16 protein-coding genes are annotated in these 16,458 nt (G+C 50.4%); 9 read left to right on the top strand and 7 right to left on the bottom strand.

What is annotated here, in order from left to right:
- Positions 1 to 81: 81 nt before the first annotated feature.
- The 5 genes from P0X86_RS05985 to P0X86_RS06005 all read right to left on the bottom strand — a co-directional run bounded on the left by P0X86_RS05985 (position 82) and on the right by P0X86_RS06005 (position 6,511).
- Positions 82 to 870, bottom strand: coding sequence for a response regulator transcription factor (locus tag P0X86_RS05985; protein ID WP_277748086.1), 789 nt, complete (start codon positions 868 to 870; stop codon positions 82 to 84).
- Positions 863 to 2,563: a sensor histidine kinase gene (locus P0X86_RS05990; RefSeq protein ID WP_277748087.1), complete on the bottom strand. Its 1,701-nt coding sequence runs from the start codon at positions 2,561 to 2,563 to the stop codon at positions 863 to 865. Before P0X86_RS05990 ends, P0X86_RS05985 begins: the two co-directional genes overlap by 8 nt.
- A 141-nt stretch (positions 2,564 to 2,704) precedes the next feature.
- Positions 2,705 to 4,360 carry an ABC transporter permease gene (locus P0X86_RS05995; RefSeq protein WP_277748088.1) on the bottom strand — a complete coding sequence of 552 codons (1,656 nt, stop codon included), beginning with the start codon at positions 4,358 to 4,360 and terminating at the stop codon, positions 2,705 to 2,707.
- The gene (locus tag P0X86_RS06000) at positions 4,357 to 5,466 is read right to left on the bottom strand and encodes an ABC transporter ATP-binding protein (protein WP_192569595.1); all 1,110 of its coding nucleotides are present in this window, start codon (positions 5,464 to 5,466) and stop codon (positions 4,357 to 4,359) included. Before P0X86_RS06000 ends, P0X86_RS05995 begins: the two co-directional genes overlap by 4 nt.
- A gap of 22 nt (positions 5,467 to 5,488) precedes the next feature.
- The gene (locus P0X86_RS06005; protein ID WP_012819234.1) at positions 5,489 to 6,511 is read right to left on the bottom strand and encodes an ABC transporter substrate-binding protein; all 1,023 of its coding nucleotides are present in this window, start codon (positions 6,509 to 6,511) and stop codon (positions 5,489 to 5,491) included.
- A gap of 248 nt (positions 6,512 to 6,759) precedes the next feature.
- Here P0X86_RS06005 and P0X86_RS06010 point away from each other — a divergent pair, with 248 nt between their 5' ends.
- The 6 genes from P0X86_RS06010 to P0X86_RS06035 all read left to right on the top strand — a co-directional run bounded on the left by P0X86_RS06010 (position 6,760) and on the right by P0X86_RS06035 (position 12,370).
- On the top strand, positions 6,760 to 6,987 hold the full coding sequence (locus tag P0X86_RS06010; RefSeq protein WP_277748089.1) for a glycine zipper domain-containing protein: 228 nt from the start codon (positions 6,760 to 6,762) through the stop codon (positions 6,985 to 6,987).
- 259 nt (positions 6,988 to 7,246) lie between these two features.
- Positions 7,247 to 7,621, top strand: a complete 375-nt coding sequence (locus P0X86_RS06015; RefSeq protein WP_012819236.1) for a BlaI/MecI/CopY family transcriptional regulator — start codon at positions 7,247 to 7,249, stop codon at positions 7,619 to 7,621.
- A gap of 8 nt (positions 7,622 to 7,629) precedes the next feature.
- Positions 7,630 to 9,126, top strand: a complete 1,497-nt coding sequence (locus P0X86_RS06020) for a M56 family metallopeptidase (protein ID WP_277748090.1) — start codon at positions 7,630 to 7,632, stop codon at positions 9,124 to 9,126.
- Positions 9,127 to 9,390: 264 nt separating this feature from the next.
- On the top strand, positions 9,391 to 10,266 hold the full coding sequence (locus P0X86_RS06025; protein ID WP_277748091.1) for a radical SAM/SPASM domain-containing protein: 876 nt from the start codon (positions 9,391 to 9,393) through the stop codon (positions 10,264 to 10,266).
- 229 nt (positions 10,267 to 10,495) lie between these two features.
- Positions 10,496 to 10,681, top strand: a complete 186-nt coding sequence (locus P0X86_RS06030) for a hypothetical protein (RefSeq protein WP_277748092.1) — start codon at positions 10,496 to 10,498, stop codon at positions 10,679 to 10,681.
- 165 nt (positions 10,682 to 10,846) lie between these two features.
- The gene (locus P0X86_RS06035) at positions 10,847 to 12,370 is read left to right on the top strand and encodes a DEAD/DEAH box helicase (RefSeq protein WP_277748093.1); all 1,524 of its coding nucleotides are present in this window, start codon (positions 10,847 to 10,849) and stop codon (positions 12,368 to 12,370) included.
- Between the two features lie 182 nt (positions 12,371 to 12,552).
- Here the strand turns inward: P0X86_RS06035 and P0X86_RS06040 are convergent, their stop codons facing one another.
- Positions 12,553 to 13,284 carry a class I SAM-dependent DNA methyltransferase gene (locus P0X86_RS06040; RefSeq protein ID WP_277748094.1) on the bottom strand — a complete coding sequence of 244 codons (732 nt, stop codon included), beginning with the start codon at positions 13,282 to 13,284 and terminating at the stop codon, positions 12,553 to 12,555.
- Between the two features lie 213 nt (positions 13,285 to 13,497).
- Between P0X86_RS06040 and P0X86_RS06045 the strand changes: the two genes are divergently transcribed.
- Positions 13,498 to 13,743: a PepSY domain-containing protein gene (locus P0X86_RS06045; RefSeq protein ID WP_096775075.1), complete on the top strand. Its 246-nt coding sequence runs from the start codon at positions 13,498 to 13,500 to the stop codon at positions 13,741 to 13,743.
- An 82-nt stretch (positions 13,744 to 13,825) separates the two neighbouring features.
- Here the strand turns inward: P0X86_RS06045 and P0X86_RS06050 are convergent, their stop codons facing one another.
- Positions 13,826 to 15,067, bottom strand: coding sequence for an MFS transporter (locus tag P0X86_RS06050; RefSeq protein ID WP_277748095.1), 1,242 nt, complete (start codon positions 15,065 to 15,067; stop codon positions 13,826 to 13,828).
- 296 nt (positions 15,068 to 15,363) lie between these two features.
- Between P0X86_RS06050 and P0X86_RS06055 the strand changes: the two genes are divergently transcribed.
- The gene (locus tag P0X86_RS06055; RefSeq protein ID WP_277748096.1) at positions 15,364 to 15,810 is read left to right on the top strand and encodes an NUDIX hydrolase; all 447 of its coding nucleotides are present in this window, start codon (positions 15,364 to 15,366) and stop codon (positions 15,808 to 15,810) included.
- A 15-nt stretch (positions 15,811 to 15,825) separates the two neighbouring features.
- Entirely contained in the window at positions 15,826 to 16,368 is a 543-nt protein-coding gene (locus tag P0X86_RS06060) for a histidine phosphatase family protein (protein ID WP_277748097.1), read from the top strand.
- Positions 16,369 to 16,458 lie beyond the last annotated feature (90 nt).

A 16,458-nucleotide genomic window follows, 5' to 3' on the forward strand; every position in this document is an offset into this window, starting at 1 on the left:
TACACCCCTGCTCATGCCTAGCAGGGGTGTGTGTGCAAATATAAGTGCGATAGAGTACCTCTAGTAACCAGATTCCCCGTTCTATCCATTCTTCTCCTCGAAATATTCCTGATACTGGCTCGGCGTGACGTGGGCGTACTTCTTGAAGATGCTGATAAAATACTTGTAATCACTGAATCCGATATCCTGCGCGATGGTGTAGACCTTGTTGTCGCCTGACTTCAGTAACTCGATCGATTTCTGGATGCGGTAACGGTTAAGAAATTCATTGAAGGTATAGCTTGTCTCCGCCTTGAACTTCTGGTTCAGGTAATAGGCGCTTAAGCCGAGCTCTTCCACGAGGTCATGAATGCTGATCTTCTTGGCATAGTTCTCCTGTACATAGGCGATCATTTTGGACACGTATTTCGAGGTTTTGGTTTCCTTCTCCAGAAATTTGCTGTTCAAAATCTCTTCTTTTTCCTGCGGATGATTCGAAATTACTTCATATTTGCGGATTAAATCCACTTTGGCTTTGGCTGATTCGAGTGCCGCAACCAGTTGGTCATCCTCTAAGGGCTTCACCAGGAATTCGGTGACGCCTAACTGGAGTGCCTGCTGCGCCAGGTGGAATTCATTATAACCGGAGATAATGATGCTGCTGAAGGTATGCTGGCGCAGTCCTTCCCGAATCATCGAGATGCCGTCCATGATCGGCATGGTGATGTCGGTTATGACGATATCAGGCCTCAGCTCGCAGATCTTCTCGTAGCCGTCCTGTGCGTTAAGTCCTTCTTCAATGACGATGCAATCGTATTGAACCCAATCGATGCTGAACCGGATGCCCCGGCGAATCATATCCTCATCTTCGACCAGCAGTACTTTAAACATGATATTCACTCCATTCGTAAGGAATCGTAAGGACGACACAGGTGCCTGTTCCTTGCGTGCTGTCAATGTGGATGCCGGACGCTTCGCCATATAGAAGCACTAAACGGCGATGAACGTTGTACAGCCCGATATGCTGCGTCGTGTTTGTCTGGCTTTGCAGAATCCGGTTCACTTCCTGCAGTCTCTCTTTACTCATGCCTTGCCCGTTGTCGCGAACCTCGAGAATGAGCTTGCCGGCGGAGGTGTGGATGTTAATCTCGATCAGCACATCACTTTGATTCTCATACCCATATTTGATAGCGTTTTCGATAATCGGCTGCAGCAGAAGCTTGGGGACGTACACATCCAGCGTTTCCTCGGCTACGGTAATCCGATAGTCCAGCCGGTCATTGAACCGGATTTGCTGCAGCTTCAGGTAATCCCGGACATAATTCATGTCATTCTTCAGCTGGACGCTGCGGTCATGTCCGATGCTGTATCGAAGCAATCGGGATAGGATCAGCACGATCTCCTGGGCTTGATTCGCGTCAATCTTAATGGCATAGCGCAGCGTTTCGAGCACATTAAAAATAAAATGCGGATGGAACTGCGATTGCAGCTGCTTCACCTCGATAATTGTGCGGAGCTCCGACAGCTCTTTATTTTTCTCGATCAATTCTTTCAGCCGATCCAGCATCACGTTGTACTCATTGCCGAGTATTTGAAACTCGTCATTCGTCTGAATGTCGACATAGCCGTTGAAGTTCCCTTCGCGCAGCTGGGCTAAAGCGTGTATGAGTTTATCGATCGATTCGGAATTGCGCGCCGACATTTTGTTCGCCAGGAACTGGATCAAGACCCAGAGCAGCAGGCTGGCCGCAAGGACAAAGAAAGAAACCGTATAATAGGTGTACTGCTCCGATTTGTAGGAATTCAGCGTAATGACTTGGATCGGCGTGCCAGGAATTCGTTTGGAATATTTGTAGTACTTGCCCCCGTTCAGCAGAACATGTCCCTTGTTATCGACCTTGGGGTTGAATTTATTGAGCAAGCCTTTGGTCACATTGCTTGTCGTGGCAATAATGGTGTTGTGTTCATCGGTGATCAGGGCGATTTCATTATTTTGCTCGAAAATCACCTTCTGGATGTCCGATTCGTACAGCTGATAGATGATATAGCCTATCGTCTGCTGGTCCTTCACGATGGCTTTGCCGAACGTGTAGCTCGTATCGCGGTCATGCGAATAGCGGAAGCTGTTCATTTCGGTTAGGGTGTCGCCGGGCCGCTGTTCAATCCGGTGAATGAGGTTGCCGAAGGCAAAATTGGAGTACAGCGCATCCGCCGGGGCTGAACTGGCCAGGAAGACGCCATCGGTATTGACGATATGAAAAATACTTTTGATCTTCTGTCGATTGTTGAAATCATAGAACTCGGAATATACTTGTTCGCTGCCCAGATGGGAGCTTACATAGTTGATTACGGTGGGAGATTCGGCCATCCGATGAATCTCCTCGTCATACTGCCGATATACGCCGGATATGGACTGGCTGATGGACTGGGCGGCTTCGGTCGTTTTTTGGGTTAAGTTCAAACGCCCGTTCATAATCGTGAACGCCAAGAACAATACGATTAAGATGGAGAAGGGGATCATCGTATAGACGCGAAACAAATGACGGGTGGATTCCTTGAAATTACGATAAGGTGTTGGTTTCATGCTGCCCTCCATCTGCGATAAGAACCTCGATCCTATTATACCGACTCGCGGTTAACCGCAGATAATCCAAATACATCCAAGCGGCCCTGCATGCTGCAGGCGCCGGCTTGGATGTAGGTCTACGTTATGATTACATTACATTTACATGGAAACTTCCTTTTGTCCGGAAAGCTTCAGGAAAACGAGCAGCGACACGACCGTAATGACGGTAAGAATCGTGGAGAGCGCTGCCGCCACGCCGTAGTTCCCGCGAATGACCTCGGTGTATATGGCGACCGTGACGGTCTTGGTTTTGCCTGTATACAGAATGATCGAAGTGCTTAATTCGGTAATGATGGTAATCCAGCTCAGGATCGCGCCGGAGACGACGCCTGCCAGCATCATCGGAAGCGTAATCCTGAAGAACGTCTTCATCTGGGAAGCGCCCAGGCTGATCGCCGCTTCTTCGATCCCGTCGTTAATCTGATGCAGAATGGCTGCGCTGGATCGTATCGTATAGGGCAGGCGCCGGATGACAAACGAGATGATCATGATGACGGCCGTACCGCTTAACGCCAGCGGTTTATTGTTGAACGTGATCAATAGGGCGATCCCCAGTATGGAGCCGGGAACGATATACGGGAACATGGTGAAGATATCCAGCGTATTCGTCAACGCATTCTTTCTTCGAACGGTTACGTAAGCAATCAGTATCGCTAACAGAATGATGACGACCAGCGACACGATGGCCAGGAAGAACGTGTTCAGAATGACGCCGCCAATATTACTGAAAGCATCCCGGTAGCTTTGGAGCGAGAAACCTTCAACGAAAATTCTGCCGTTGGATTTCAGGAACGAAGTATAGATGACATAGAGCTGCGGCAGCAGCGCGATTAACGTATACAGATAGATAACCGCATGAGCCGCGATATTGCCGACGCCCTTCTTCTTCTTGGCTTCGATCGGATGCAGTGCGCTCATCGTAAAGGATTTGCGATTGGCTACGAATTTTTGCAGCAGGAATATCGTGGTGGCGAACAGAACGACAATGACGCTGATCGCCGCCGCAAAGCCGTCATCGCCGCCGACCTCACTGATGAACTCGTTAAAGATCAGCACGGGCACGGTTTTATATCCCTCGCCGATCAGCATCGGCGTACCAAAATCGGCAAGCGCGCGCATGAAGACGAGCAGGCCGCCTGCCAGCAAGGTTGGCGTAATAAGCGGGAGGAGCACTTTGCGCATTTTGGCTAAGCCTGTATAGCCCATGCTCTCGGCAGCTTCCATCAGCGATTGGTCCATATTCTTGAGTGCGCCTGATACATACATGAAGATCAGAGGGACCATCTGCAAGGTTAAGACGACTAAGATCCCCGTAAATCCGTAGATATCCGGCATCGTAATGCCGAATGTGCTGCTGACGAATTTCGTAATGACGCCGCTTCTTCCGAGCAGTAGGATCCAGGAGTAAGCGCCAATGAACGGAGCCGACATCGACGAGATCAGAATCAGTACGCGAATGGCCGAGCTGCCTTTGATCTTCACCGTAGCCATAATATAAGCCAGCGGCGTTGCGATAATCGCGGCAAGCAAGGTTACGCTGACGGTCACCTTAACGCTGTTGAAGAGGGCGTTCAAATAGTAGGGCTTACTGAAAAACTTCGTGAAATAGGCAAGGGAAAAATCGCCTGTCGTGCCATTGTACACACTCTTGAACAGCATCGTAAACAATGGCAGGGCCAGAAACAGAATATAGAACACAAAGATCAGTAACGAAATGTTGGTCCAGACATCAAATCGTTTGCGCGTCTCTCTCATAGCCGGACGCCCCTTGTATAGTTCAGTTCGCCGACCGCATCATAGACATTAATTTTATCTTTTTTCACCTTGAGATAGATGTCTTGACCCGGCTCGAGGATCTGTGACGTTTTCGATTCCTGCGTAATCTCCACGCGTTGACCGGATGCCAAATCCACAAAATAATGGGTGTTCTGCCCCAAAAATACGCTGTGTACGATCGTTGCTTTCATGCCGGTCTGGTCCTCGGTTAATATGAACTCTTCCGGCCGAACCGAGATTTGAACGTTTAGCGTATCAGCCTTGGCATCTGACTTCGGCACCTCGATGTTCGTCATCTCTTCCGAATAGCCGGAGCCGAATGCCAGGGCATAGCTGCCTGCGGATTTTGTTATATTGCCCTCAAGGATGTTGGTCCGACCGATAAAGGTTGCAACGAATACGTTTGCAGGACGTTGGTAAATCTCCTGCGGCGTTCCCAGATGCTGAATCACGCCGGATTTCATGACCGCGATGCGGTCGGAAACCGCCATGGCTTCCTCCTGATCGTGCGTGACGTAGACGGTGGTAATTCCGACCTCCCGCTGAATGTCTTTAATCGCGTTACGCATGTCGACCCGAAGCTTGGCATCCAGGTTGGACAGAGGCTCATCCATCAGCAGGACGTCCGGCCGGATGACGATGGCTCTGGCTAGCGCAACGCGCTGCTGCTGGCCGCCGGACAGGTTCTTCGGCATGCGGTCTTTATAGGGCTCGATCTGAACGACCTTAAGGATGTCATCGACCTTGGCGTTAATCTCTGCCTTCGATAATTTCCGATTCTCCAGCCCGAACGCGATGTTTCCTTTGACGGTTAGGTGAGGGAAGATCGCATAGCTCTGAAAAACCATCCCGATATTCCGTTTGCCCGGTTCCACCTGGTTAATGACGCGCTCGTTAAAATGTATGGTTCCGCCTTCAATGCTGTTGAAGCCTGCAATCATGCGCAGCAGTGTCGTCTTGCCGCACCCGGAAGGCCCGAGAAGGGTGAAGAATTCACCCTTCTTGATCTCCAGGGACAGCTCGGGAATGACGGTTGTGTCGCCGTATTTTTTGATTAAGTCTTGAATGGTTATGGTTACGCTCATGGTTGTCACCTGATTCTATAGTTTATTTAACGCTAGTGAACAAATCGACATAACGCTCAACGATCTCGGATTTATGCGCGCTGACGTAGTCCGTGTCTTCATCGATCATGTGGATCTCTTCATAAGGCTTCATGTGGTCGCCAAGCTTGGTATCCTGGCGAAGCGGGCGGTTCGTTAATTGCGTGCCGAACGCATCCTGCGCTTCTTGGGACAGGATGAAGTCGATGAATTTCTTGGCGTTGTCCATGTGCGGCGCATCTTTGATGATGGCGGATCCCGCATCCAGGAATACGGCGCCTTCTTTCGGATACACGATTTCTACCGGTGCGCCGTTCTTTACATAGGTGCTGGAAGGGTCTTCGTAAGTAAGGCCGACCACGTATTCTCCGTCCGCCACGCTTTTGTGGACGGCGCCGGAACCGCTGGCGATTTTGCCGTCCAGGTTCTCGATCAGTTGACCGACATAATTCCAGCCCTGCTCACTCTCATAATCGCCGCCCATGGCTTTCAGCATGTTCGTTAACTGTGCGAAAGCGGAGCTGGAGCTTGCCGGGTCGGCGGAAGCAATTTTCCCTTTAAGCTGCGGATTCAGCAAATCCGCATAACCTTCGATTTTGATATCGCCGATCAGGTTTTTGTTCACGAGCAGCACGCTGCCATCCGAGATATAAGGGGTAGCGAAGCCCGACGTATTGCGGTGTCCTTCCATTAAATTCTTGTCTTCAGGCGATACGTAAGGCTCGTATAAAGCTTCGTTTTCGCGGAAGCCGGCCATGGAACCGCCGAACATTACGTCAGCGTATGGGTTCTGCTTCTCGGACTGTAAGCGCTTAATAATTTCTCCGGTGCCAGCCGTTACAAGCTCAACCGTGATCCCGGTCTGCTTCTCGAACATCGGAATGATGGTTTTGATGATCTCCTCGCTGTTTGGACTGTAGATCACGAGCTTATTCGACGAACCCGAATCGGACTCGCTGCTTGCACAACCGCTCAGCGCCCCTATAATGAGCACGCAGGTTAACAGTAAAATCGACAGCTTTTTCATGAATAATCCCCCTTGAGCAAATGTTCGTTTCGTAATTGCATGTTCATTGTAGCAAGCTTGGTACCGTTTACATAATCCCATAATCCGCAAACATCGTCTAAAATTCGCAACCTATTTTCGATTAGAAAGGAATCCGAACCGGCATATTTTAAAGAATTCTTTTAGATCCGTTAGGGCAAGATATGGTTTGGAACAACGTCCGGCAAGATGGAGCTGTTCCTGTCACAAATTTCGAAGGAGTGAGATGGATGGCTAATAAAAACGATCGTAATCATAAGGCTGATGCTGACCGCGACACGACCAACATGGGAGTTGACGCTGGAGAAGCTATGGGAACCGCGGGCGGCGGCGTCGTGGGTGCTGCTGTAGGTTCCATACTGGGTCCGATCGGCACGATTGCCGGTGGTATCGCAGGCGCAGCATTGGGTAACAAAGCTGGCGAGGCTGCAGAAAATGACGACAACGATTCAAAATAAACGGCGTTAAACTACCATCTGTACGAGTAAAAATAAGGGGGCCTGGTGAATCCGGTGTGCCCTAAATTATTTGCTGTATGGTTGGACAAAGAACCGCGCTCCTGCGCGGTTCTTTCATTTTACATATAAGTTCTATGCAGCTGTAAACTTCAATTCCCTTCGCTTGACATACCACTACGCGATGTAGTAGTTTATAATCACTACATCGTGTAGTAATAAGTTCGTTATGGACGCATAACGACGTAAAGAGGTGTTCACCGTGAACCAGGTTCAAAAATTATCGGATACTGAAATGGAGCTCATGGAGGTGATTTGGGAGTGTACGCCGCCTGTCACATCCACCGAATTGCTCGCACTGTTTGCCCAGAGAGGAAGAGAATGGAAGGCACAGACCATGTCCACCTTCCTGTCGCGTTTGGTGGACAAAGGGGCACTTACGGCTGCGAGGGATGGACGGACCAATAAATATACGCCGCGCATTTCGCCTGAAGATTATAAGCTGATGGAAGCGCAGCACGTCCTGGACGGATTATATCAAGGCTCGGTTAAAAACCTAATTTCGGCTTTGTATGACGGCGAAAAGCTTTCAGATGAAGATATTGCAGAGCTGAAGCAATGGTTTTCGCAAAAGTAGGGGGGCTTATGAATACTATTCTTGAATTGCTATTAACCCTTACCGTTGCTGGAAGTGCCGTTGTAGCCTGCATTCTTGTACTGCGGATCGTATCCATCCATGCCTTGCCTACAAAGTGGCGTTATCGAATTAGCAAAATGGCAATAGGTTTTTATCTTATACCCGTTGTCCTTGGTATTCAGTGGATCTCGCCCCTGTTTACATTTAGTGCATCAGCAACCGTCCCCTTCGCGAACGAGTTGTCTTCAACTGGGCAACATGCGCTGCCCGGTCCATATTCAGGGATTCATCCTGAGCCGCTCCTCCCAGATCAGACCATATCGGCAAACGCAGCCCTTTCCCTTATTGTCCTATGGGCAATAGGCGCTGTCGCTTTTGCTGCATGGCAGATGTATTGTTATCACAGATTTTTAAAGAAACTGAAACATACGCGTGTCACCATTCCGATAAGCAGCGAAGCAGCGAAACAGCTCTCCTTCATCAAGGAAGCCCTCGGTGTGAAAAGCAGCGTCGGGCTTGCCTACAGCTCCATCATTCGGAGCCCTGTTCTTGTGGGCCTGTGGAAACCAACCATTTATCTCCCTATAGAGAATACCGTGAACATGGACATGGTAATCCGTCATGAGTTGATCCATCTGAAACGGAAAGATCTATGGGTCAAAGCGTTCACGCTCGGAGCAAGCGCCTTACATTGGTTTAACCCTTTGGTGCACATTCTTCGCAAGGACATTCATATATGGAGCGAGCTGTCTTGCGATGAAGAAGTCGTAAAAGAGATGTCCCATGCCGAGCGGAAACGCTATGGGGAGACGATCTTAAGCGTCATGGCAGGGTCAAGGAATTTACCCGTGCAATTTATTGCCTCCTTATCCGGTGACGGCAAACAATTGAAAAGGAGATTAATGATGATGCTGAATGTAAAGAAACAAAAAAAGAAGACAATGTATCTCACGTTAACAGCGGTGTTTTTGGTTGCTGTAATTAGCACATCTGCAGCGGCATGGGCTTCTGGCAATACGCCTAAAGTCATTGAAAATGAAGAAAGTCATGCTGAAGCTCAACCAACAGAAGCGGCTCCTAGAGCGGTACCTTCTGAAGTCGTAGTTGAGAATGAAGGAAACCATGTTGTAGATTATCCCCAAGAGGCTCGTCCTGTAGCTGAGAATGAAGGAAGCCATGTTGTAGCTCAGCCAGAAGAAGCTCGTCTCGTGGCTGTCGCTGAAGGAAGCAATGTCGTGGATTATCCCCAAGAGGCTCGTCCTGTAGCTGTAGCTGAGAATGAAGGAAATGATATTGTTGATTATCCAACAGAAGCTCGTCCTGTGGCTGAAGTTAAGAATGAAGGAAGCACTGTTGTAGCTCCTCCAACAGAAGCTGCCCCTTCGGAGGCGGTCGTTGTGAGTGAAGGAAACCAAGTTGTAGCTCCTCCAACAGAAGCTCGTCCTGTCGACCAGGGTTATAAGTCTCATCCAAACGAAACCCCCCGAGTACTTCCATTACGATAAGATCCATGACGCTTAAAGAATTTGCTGAGTGTGATTGATGCTGATGCTGACGGCATTCAAACGCAAACGATGAACATAACATTAATTAGAGCAAAAACCAAAGAAGAGGGTACTCCCTCTTCTTTCACTTTATATAGAATGGCATCCGATCGCATTTATAGCTGTAGCTGTAAATGCCAGCCTATGGTACGATGTGAAGGATTGGCAAGCGAGCAAGCTGGCAAATCGTCATATGATCATAGACATGGGATTGGGGATAACATCTTGAAGACGTTTAAGAAAGTTTACATAGAAATCACGAGCATTTGTAATTTGGCCTGCACGTTCTGTCCGCCGACGGAGCGCAAGGCCAACTTCATTAAAGTGGAGGACTTTGCGAGAAGATTGGATGAGATCAAGCCGCATACGAGTTACATTTATCTGCATGTGAAGGGAGAGCCGCTGCTTCATCCGAAGATCGACGAGCTGCTGGATATCAGCCATGAGAAGGGGTTCAAGGTCAATATCACAACCAACGGCACGTTGATCGCGAAGAACCGGCATAAGCTGCTGGGCAAGCCGGCGTTGAGACAGATGAACTTCTCGCTCCACAGCTTTGACGGACATGTCGGCTCCACGGACCGTGAGGGATATTTGCGGGACATCCTTTCTTTTGTGCGGGATGCGGAGGAGCATAAGGTCATTTTCTCCTTCCGTTTATGGAATTTGACGCAGGACAACCAAACGAACCTGGAGAAGAGCCGAAACCGCCAGACGCTTGAAATTTTGGAGCAGGAATTCAATTTGGACTACCGCATCGAGGAAAAGGTTGAACCCGGCGGTGGCGTAAGGGTAGCCGAACGCGTCTACCTGAACCAGGATTATGAGTTCCAGTGGCCGAGCTTGTCGGCCCCGGAGGATGACGGCAAGGGCTTCTGCCACGCGCTGCGCAGTCAGGCGGCCATTCTTGTGGACGGGACGGTCGTGCCTTGCTGTCTGGACGGGGAAGGGGTCATCAACTTGGGTAACCTGCATCAGAAGTCCTTCTCGGACATCGTGGATGGGGAGCGGGCGAACAACCTCGTGGACGGATTTTCGCGCCGGGAAGCGGTTGAGGAATTATGCAGAAAATGCGGGTATCGGCAGCGGTTTGGGGCTTAAACGGGAGGCGGGTTATGAGCATGCGTAGTTTAGATATTTAGATGGTATGAGGAGGTACCGAACAGCGATCCGCAAAAAAACGATCCATCATCGGATCGTTTTTTTTATGTCCATTAATTAGGATACTATGGAATATTCAGCATTAAGTCTGATAAATTAGTGATAATTATAATTTTGGGATAATTTACCGATTAACTTATGATCCAAGAACTCGGGGAGGGGAGTAAATGTGAATAACAACCGCGATCATAAGCGAGAAGAACTTGAGAAAAAACAAACGAAGGAATATGAAAAAAACGCAATTTTAAATTTTTCGCAATCCATTGGAAGAGCAATTATTGGCCATCAAACAGGATGCTTAACTACTTTGATAGCACTTTTTATTATACTCTTAATATTTTTCTTGAATAAGTAAATGGCTAGTATGAGGAGGCGGAGGAAAATTCCGCTTCTTTTTTTATGCCGATCTGTGGTATCGTTATATGTTATGACGTAAAGGTACGGCTTGTGGAAACTCGATGATGAGATGCCCCATCTTACGTGATGCGAAAATATAGATATTTACCATAAAGGAGATCCCATGACATTTGAAGATTTAAATATATCCCCTGTCATTCTCAAGGCTTTGGCCAAGGAGAATTACAAAGCGCCGACGCCTATACAGGCTCAGGCGATCCCGGCTGTGCTGGCCGGCAGAGATTTGCTGGGCTGCGCCCAGACCGGAACGGGGAAGACCGCCGCTTTTTCGGTGCCGATGATCCAGCTGTTGAATCAGCAACCCCCTAAACCGGGCATGGGGCGCCGCATACGCGCACTGGTATTGTCGCCGACCCGGGAGCTTGCCCTGCAAATTTCGGATAACGTCAAAGCTTACAGCCAGTTCACCAAGCTGCGTTCGACGGCCATAGTTGGCGGCGTTTCGCAGAAGACGCAGGAACGCGCGCTTCAGCAAGGGGCGGACATCCTGATTGCGACCCCAGGCAGGCTGCTGGATCTCATGAATCAGAAGCACGTCGATTTGCAGCATGTGGAGATTTTGGTGCTGGATGAGGCCGACCGGATGCTGGATATGGGCTTCATCCATGACGTGAAGCGAATCATCGCCAAAATGCCGAGCAAAAAACAAACGCTGTTCTTCTCGGCCACGATGCCTGCGGAAATCACCCAGCTTGTCCAAACCTTGCTGCACAATCCCGTAAAAGTCGAGATCACGCCGGTCTCCTCTACGGCCGAACGGATCGAGCAATCGGTGTACCTGCTGGAAACCGGGAATAAGCAGCAGCAATTGAATGAGCTGATGAAGGACCCGTCCATCGTGTCGGCATTGGTCTTTACCCGTACGAAGCGGGGAGCGGACCGGGTTGCGCGCGGACTGAACAAGGTGAATATTACGGCTCAGGCCATTCACGGCGACAAATCGCAAACCAGCCGCCAGACGGCGCTCAACAATTTCAAAAGCGGGGCGACCCGCGTCCTGGTGGCAACGGATATTGCCGCGCGCGGGATCGACATTGACGAGCTGTCGCATGTCATTAACTTCAACCTCCCGAACATTCCGGAAACGTATGTGCACCGGATTGGGCGCACGGGCCGTGCGGGACTGAGCGGGACGGCGATATCGTTCTGCGAAGTGGACGAGGTTCCTTTTCTTCGGGATATCGAGAAGCTAATCGGAAAGTCCATTCCGGAAGTGAAGGACCATGCCTTCCCGATGTCCGGGGCGTTAAGGGCCGCCAAGGTGGACCCGTCGCCGAAATCCGGCTCGTCGTCCAAGCCCGGCAAAGGCAAGTCAGCTGCATCGAGACCTGCTAAGCCGAAGGCGGATGCGGCCCACAAACCAAAGGCCGACGCGGCACGTAACCCGAAGACGGGTGCACCCCGCCAATCAAGCCCGGATGCGGGACGCAAGCCGAAGACGGACGCCGCCCGCCAATCCAAGACGAACTCGGCGCGTAAACCCATGACGGAAGCCGTCACGAATCCATATTCAGAGATGGCACGCAAGCTGAGTTCGGAAGCAGCCTCGAATCCTAACAACGGCCAGGCTCGGAAACGCAAGTCCGGCGGATTCAACAAGGGAAACAGAGCCGGCAGACCCTCATAAGCGATAGCGGAGAATGGGAATGACTTCTTATCATGGGCAACAGTCCATTCATGCATGCCCCAAACCACCACGCACCATGCACATGAATTATGCAGCCGTTTCCGACGAACCCATTACACATAAAAAGCACCCTTTGCCACTTGTGAAGTGGAAGGGTGCTTTTTCTCGATGCCGCATGTGAGCTACTCGCTCTTTCTCCCCGCAAGAAACAGAAACAACGGAATTCTGCGCCGGCGTTCATAGGTTTCCTCGTTTACAAAATACGCTCGCACAGGGTGGGACTCCCTCAAGTGCTCCACGATAAAGCCGGCTTCCTGCATCGCCCGGAAGTAATCCTCGACGGTTCGATGGTACTTATGAACGGTGCCGCCGAGCCATTGCTGCTCCCGGTAGCCTTGGATGAAGTAGTTGTCCACCATCCAATTCGTTCTGGTGCCGGACGGCTGCAGCGTGGAGGTAATGACGGGATGCTCGACGGAGAAGACGAACCTTCCGCCTGGCTTCAAGCTCTGGTGAATGCATTGAAAGATATCCCCGATATCCTGCAGATAATGAAGAGCGAGCCTGGAGATTACCACATCATAGGTATCGATCGGATAAGCATAGTCCTCCATCTGCATGTGCAGAACGGTTCCGCTCTTGTAATCGGCCAGGCTGCTCGAAGCGGCTTCCACCATGTTGCGGGAGCCCTCGATTCCGGTATAGGAGGCACACCCTTGTTGAAGCAGTTCCACGCCGAAGCCGGCATCCCCGCATCCCAGGTCCAATACATGAAGGCCCCCGATATCCCCCAGCAGCTGCCGGATGACGGGCTTCTCCAACGTATCGTTGGCATTCTCCTGCCACTGCCGCCGTTCCATGTATTTCTCGAAATTCTTGTCGTTGTCGTAAAAATCGGATCCGTGATAGCTCATAAGTCCCTCCTTCGGATATCAGCCTGCATCCATCTTGATGTACTGTACCATAACGAAGATACGACATGAACGAATAAGGCGAAAAAAATCTTATCTCAGGTAATCCTTCATGATGCAAAAATGAAGCGGTGGCCAAGGATGAATCGCACCAATCATGGCTCCCCTTCATATGGTACATGAGCCGACTTTTTCATTTGAAAGGGGATATTTCCGATGTACGGCAATTACTATCACGTACCGGGGCGGGTAACCAGGCAGAGAGTTTCCATGCAGCAGGCCCAAGAAATTGCGCTGGCCCGCGTGCCGGGCCAAATCGTTCATGTCGATATGGAGCTGGAGCATGGCGTGCTGGTTTATGAAATTTTTATTATGACTTCCGACAACAGGCTGTTCGAAGTGGAGGTCCTCGCGAAATCGGGAAGGATCTTGAAGGTGGAGGAAGAAGACGACGAGGATTAAGGTCTTCAGGCTGAAAAACAAAGCAACCGGGCGAGACGAGGAGAAGCACATCGTTTCGCTCGGTTTTTTAACTGGGGCGTGCTTAAGTTTCGGTGGCTTCGCCACGTCCGGACAGCGAGTGATTCCGATGACGAAGAAGTGGAAGAATGATCAACAATCCAATCAGGAAGCATGTGCCGGCCAATCCATAAACGAAGGGCAGGGAGAGTGCGGTTTTCATTGCACCCGAGCATCCCATTGCGATTAACATCGCCCCGGTCATAAGCGGCGTTCGGATGCCGGTGACCCGTCCGATGTAGGCTTGTTCCGTTTGCTGCATCACCAAGGTGTGGTTCCCGATAAATATCGCCGGCTGAAGGAGCGCGATGATGAATTGCGAGAGCATGGTTAGCCAGAGAAGCGTTGACAGGCCCAGCATGAGAATGCCAACGCCGTTCACGATCAGCCCCATCATGAGCAGCCGCGCGGGAGCTATTCGGGATGCTAGCGTAAACGTAACGATTCCACCCAGTATTTCGCCTACTCCGTAAGGAATGGTGATCCATGGCAAGTCCTGTGCGGACAAGCCTAAGCGTTCAGTCACCAGAAATATGCCGAGCGGGGAGATCAATCCCACCCCGAGGCCCACAACCAGGAAGCAGAGGCTTAGCCGCAGCAGGCTTCTTTTGAACAGGACATAACGAACGCCATCCGCCATATCGCGACGAATGGAAGGGGCTGGCGCAGTAGTATCCGCAGCTGCCTTCGGGTCTTGGGGGACAAACAGCATGGCCAAGGCCGATAACATGAAAGAAACGCTGGTTAACAAGAGAGCAGTCAAAGCTCCCCACTGCTGATACACCCATGTGCCCAGAACCGGACCGATCACCATGAAGATGGAAAACAAGGTTTGCAGTAAGGACATTCCGATCGACGCATCCTCATCCTTGACATGGATTTTGAATAACTTCATGCCGGCAGGCTGCGCGAATTGCGACAGGACGGAAGAGCATAAGGCCGCGAAGAATACGGCACCCCATGAGCCGGAATCGAGCATCAGAAACACGATGAAGACAGAGCAGGCACTAAGCATCTCGCACCAGACGATGGTTGCTTTGGGACGCCAACGGTCGGCGAATACCCCTCCAATGAACGAAAACAGAAAGATCGGACCATATTCAGCAACGGATATCATGGAGACGGCAAAGGCATCCCCGCTCGTCATGTCCATGACGTACAGCAAAACGGCAAAATTCCGAATCCATATTCCGAGCTGTGAGAATAGATTCGACATGAAGACGGCTCGAACAAAGCCGTTGCGAAGCAAGCGTATAGAGCTAGGCATGATATGATTCCTCCTTACAGATTCAATGCTGAAACCTATTTTGGGGTCTCCTGTAAGGTGAGAGTCAATGGTATGATCATATAAAGTAAGATGGAAGAGGTTAATGAACCCCATATTGCAAAAGCCAGGACGAGGTCGATTCGGTGCAGTGGATGACGCTGCCGGAAATTAGGGATCATCCCCAGACACCGCCGTGGACGATGGAGAGCATGCTTCGGGTGGAGGAGGCGCGAAGGAAGCTCAAATAAGGGATGGCTTTCATTGAAAAGAAAAATCCTAAGAAACGGGGTAAGGATATGAGCAGTCTATTGCAGGCTCGAGTCACCGGGATTTTGATCGAAGACGAACGGATTCTGCTGGTCAAACAGAGCGTTTCGTCGGAACGCGGCTGGTCGCTTCCGGGAGGAAGGGTAGAGCAAGGGGAAACGCTGGAGGAAGCCATGATTCGAGAAATGGAAGAGGAGACCGGGCTTGTTACAAAAGTGACGAAGCTTCTGTATCTATGCGATAAGCCGGATTCATCGCCATCTCTCTTGCACATTACGTTTTTGCTGGAACGATTGGAGGGGGAAATTCGCCTCCCGACGAATGAGTTCGATCTCAATCCTATCGGCGATGTGGTCATGGTCCCGATCGCAGATTTAGCCAACCACGGGTTTTCCGAGAAGTTTAAGACGATCGTTCAGCGCGGATTTCCGGAGTCAGGAAGCTATCAAGGACTCAAGCGCAATATTGGATTATAAGGAGGTGCCGATCCTATGAAAAAGATATACATCGTGCGCCATTGCCAAGCGGTGGGACAAGCGGCGGATGCTCCGTTAACCGAGCAGGGGCTTCTGCAATCGCTTGAACTTGCTGAATTTCTGTACGACAAAGGGATTGACCGTATTGTTTCAAGTTCTTATCGCAGGGCTCACGACACCATTACACCCTTGGCTGAACGCATTGGCGTGGCCGTTGTGCTGGATGAGAGGTTGACCGAGCGAATACTGTCGGGTCGAAATGTTCCTGAATGGCGGGAGATGCTGCGCAGAACCTATGAGGATCTGGACTTGTGCTTTGAAGGCGGAGAATCAAGTCGTACAGCCATGCATCGTGCGGTAAGTGTAGTCCATGAGGTCCTGCAGAGTTCAAGCCGGAATGCCGTTATCGTATCCCATGGCAATCTGATCTCGCTTCTGCTGAAGCATTACGATGACCGTATCGGCTTTAACGAGTGGGAGGCTTTCTCCAATCCCGACGTATATGAGCTCAGCTTCCGATCAGATGTACCGGAAATCCAGCGGATATGGAATTCATAACCCACTAAAGAAGGCGTATGTAAAAAAGACTTCATAAGCATTTATTCCCTATATTTGGAGACGGTCCGTCCCCTATAATGGAGTTGCACG

The organism is Paenibacillus sp. BR1-192 (assembly GCF_029542445.1).
GTDB lineage: Bacteria > Bacillota > Bacilli > Paenibacillales > Paenibacillaceae > Paenibacillus_AQ > Paenibacillus_AQ lautus_A.

Coding starts and splice junctions, on each gene's coding strand:
- P0X86_RS05995 (WP_277748088.1), bottom strand. CDS start 4,360: ATGAGAGAGACGCGCAAACGATTTGATGTCTGGACCAACATTTCGTTA.
- P0X86_RS05985 (WP_277748086.1), bottom strand. CDS start 870: ATGTTTAAAGTACTGCTGGTCGAAGATGAGGATATGATTCGCCGGGGC.
- P0X86_RS06060 (WP_277748097.1), top strand. CDS start 15,826: ATGAAAAAGATATACATCGTGCGCCATTGCCAAGCGGTGGGACAAGCG.
- P0X86_RS06005 (WP_012819234.1), bottom strand. CDS start 6,511: ATGAAAAAGCTGTCGATTTTACTGTTAACCTGCGTGCTCATTATAGGG.
- P0X86_RS06050 (WP_277748095.1), bottom strand. CDS start 15,067: ATGCCTAGCTCTATACGCTTGCTTCGCAACGGCTTTGTTCGAGCCGTC.
- P0X86_RS06000 (WP_192569595.1), bottom strand. CDS start 5,466: ATGAGCGTAACCATAACCATTCAAGACTTAATCAAAAAATACGGCGAC.
- P0X86_RS06055 (WP_277748096.1), top strand. CDS start 15,364: ATGAGCAGTCTATTGCAGGCTCGAGTCACCGGGATTTTGATCGAAGAC.
- P0X86_RS06040 (WP_277748094.1), bottom strand. CDS start 13,284: ATGAGCTATCACGGATCCGATTTTTACGACAACGACAAGAATTTCGAG.
- P0X86_RS06010 (WP_277748089.1), top strand. CDS start 6,760: ATGGCTAATAAAAACGATCGTAATCATAAGGCTGATGCTGACCGCGAC.
- P0X86_RS06045 (WP_096775075.1), top strand. CDS start 13,498: ATGTACGGCAATTACTATCACGTACCGGGGCGGGTAACCAGGCAGAGA.
- P0X86_RS06035 (WP_277748093.1), top strand. CDS start 10,847: ATGACATTTGAAGATTTAAATATATCCCCTGTCATTCTCAAGGCTTTG.
- P0X86_RS05990 (WP_277748087.1), bottom strand. CDS start 2,563: ATGAAACCAACACCTTATCGTAATTTCAAGGAATCCACCCGTCATTTG.
- P0X86_RS06020 (WP_277748090.1), top strand. CDS start 7,630: ATGAATACTATTCTTGAATTGCTATTAACCCTTACCGTTGCTGGAAGT.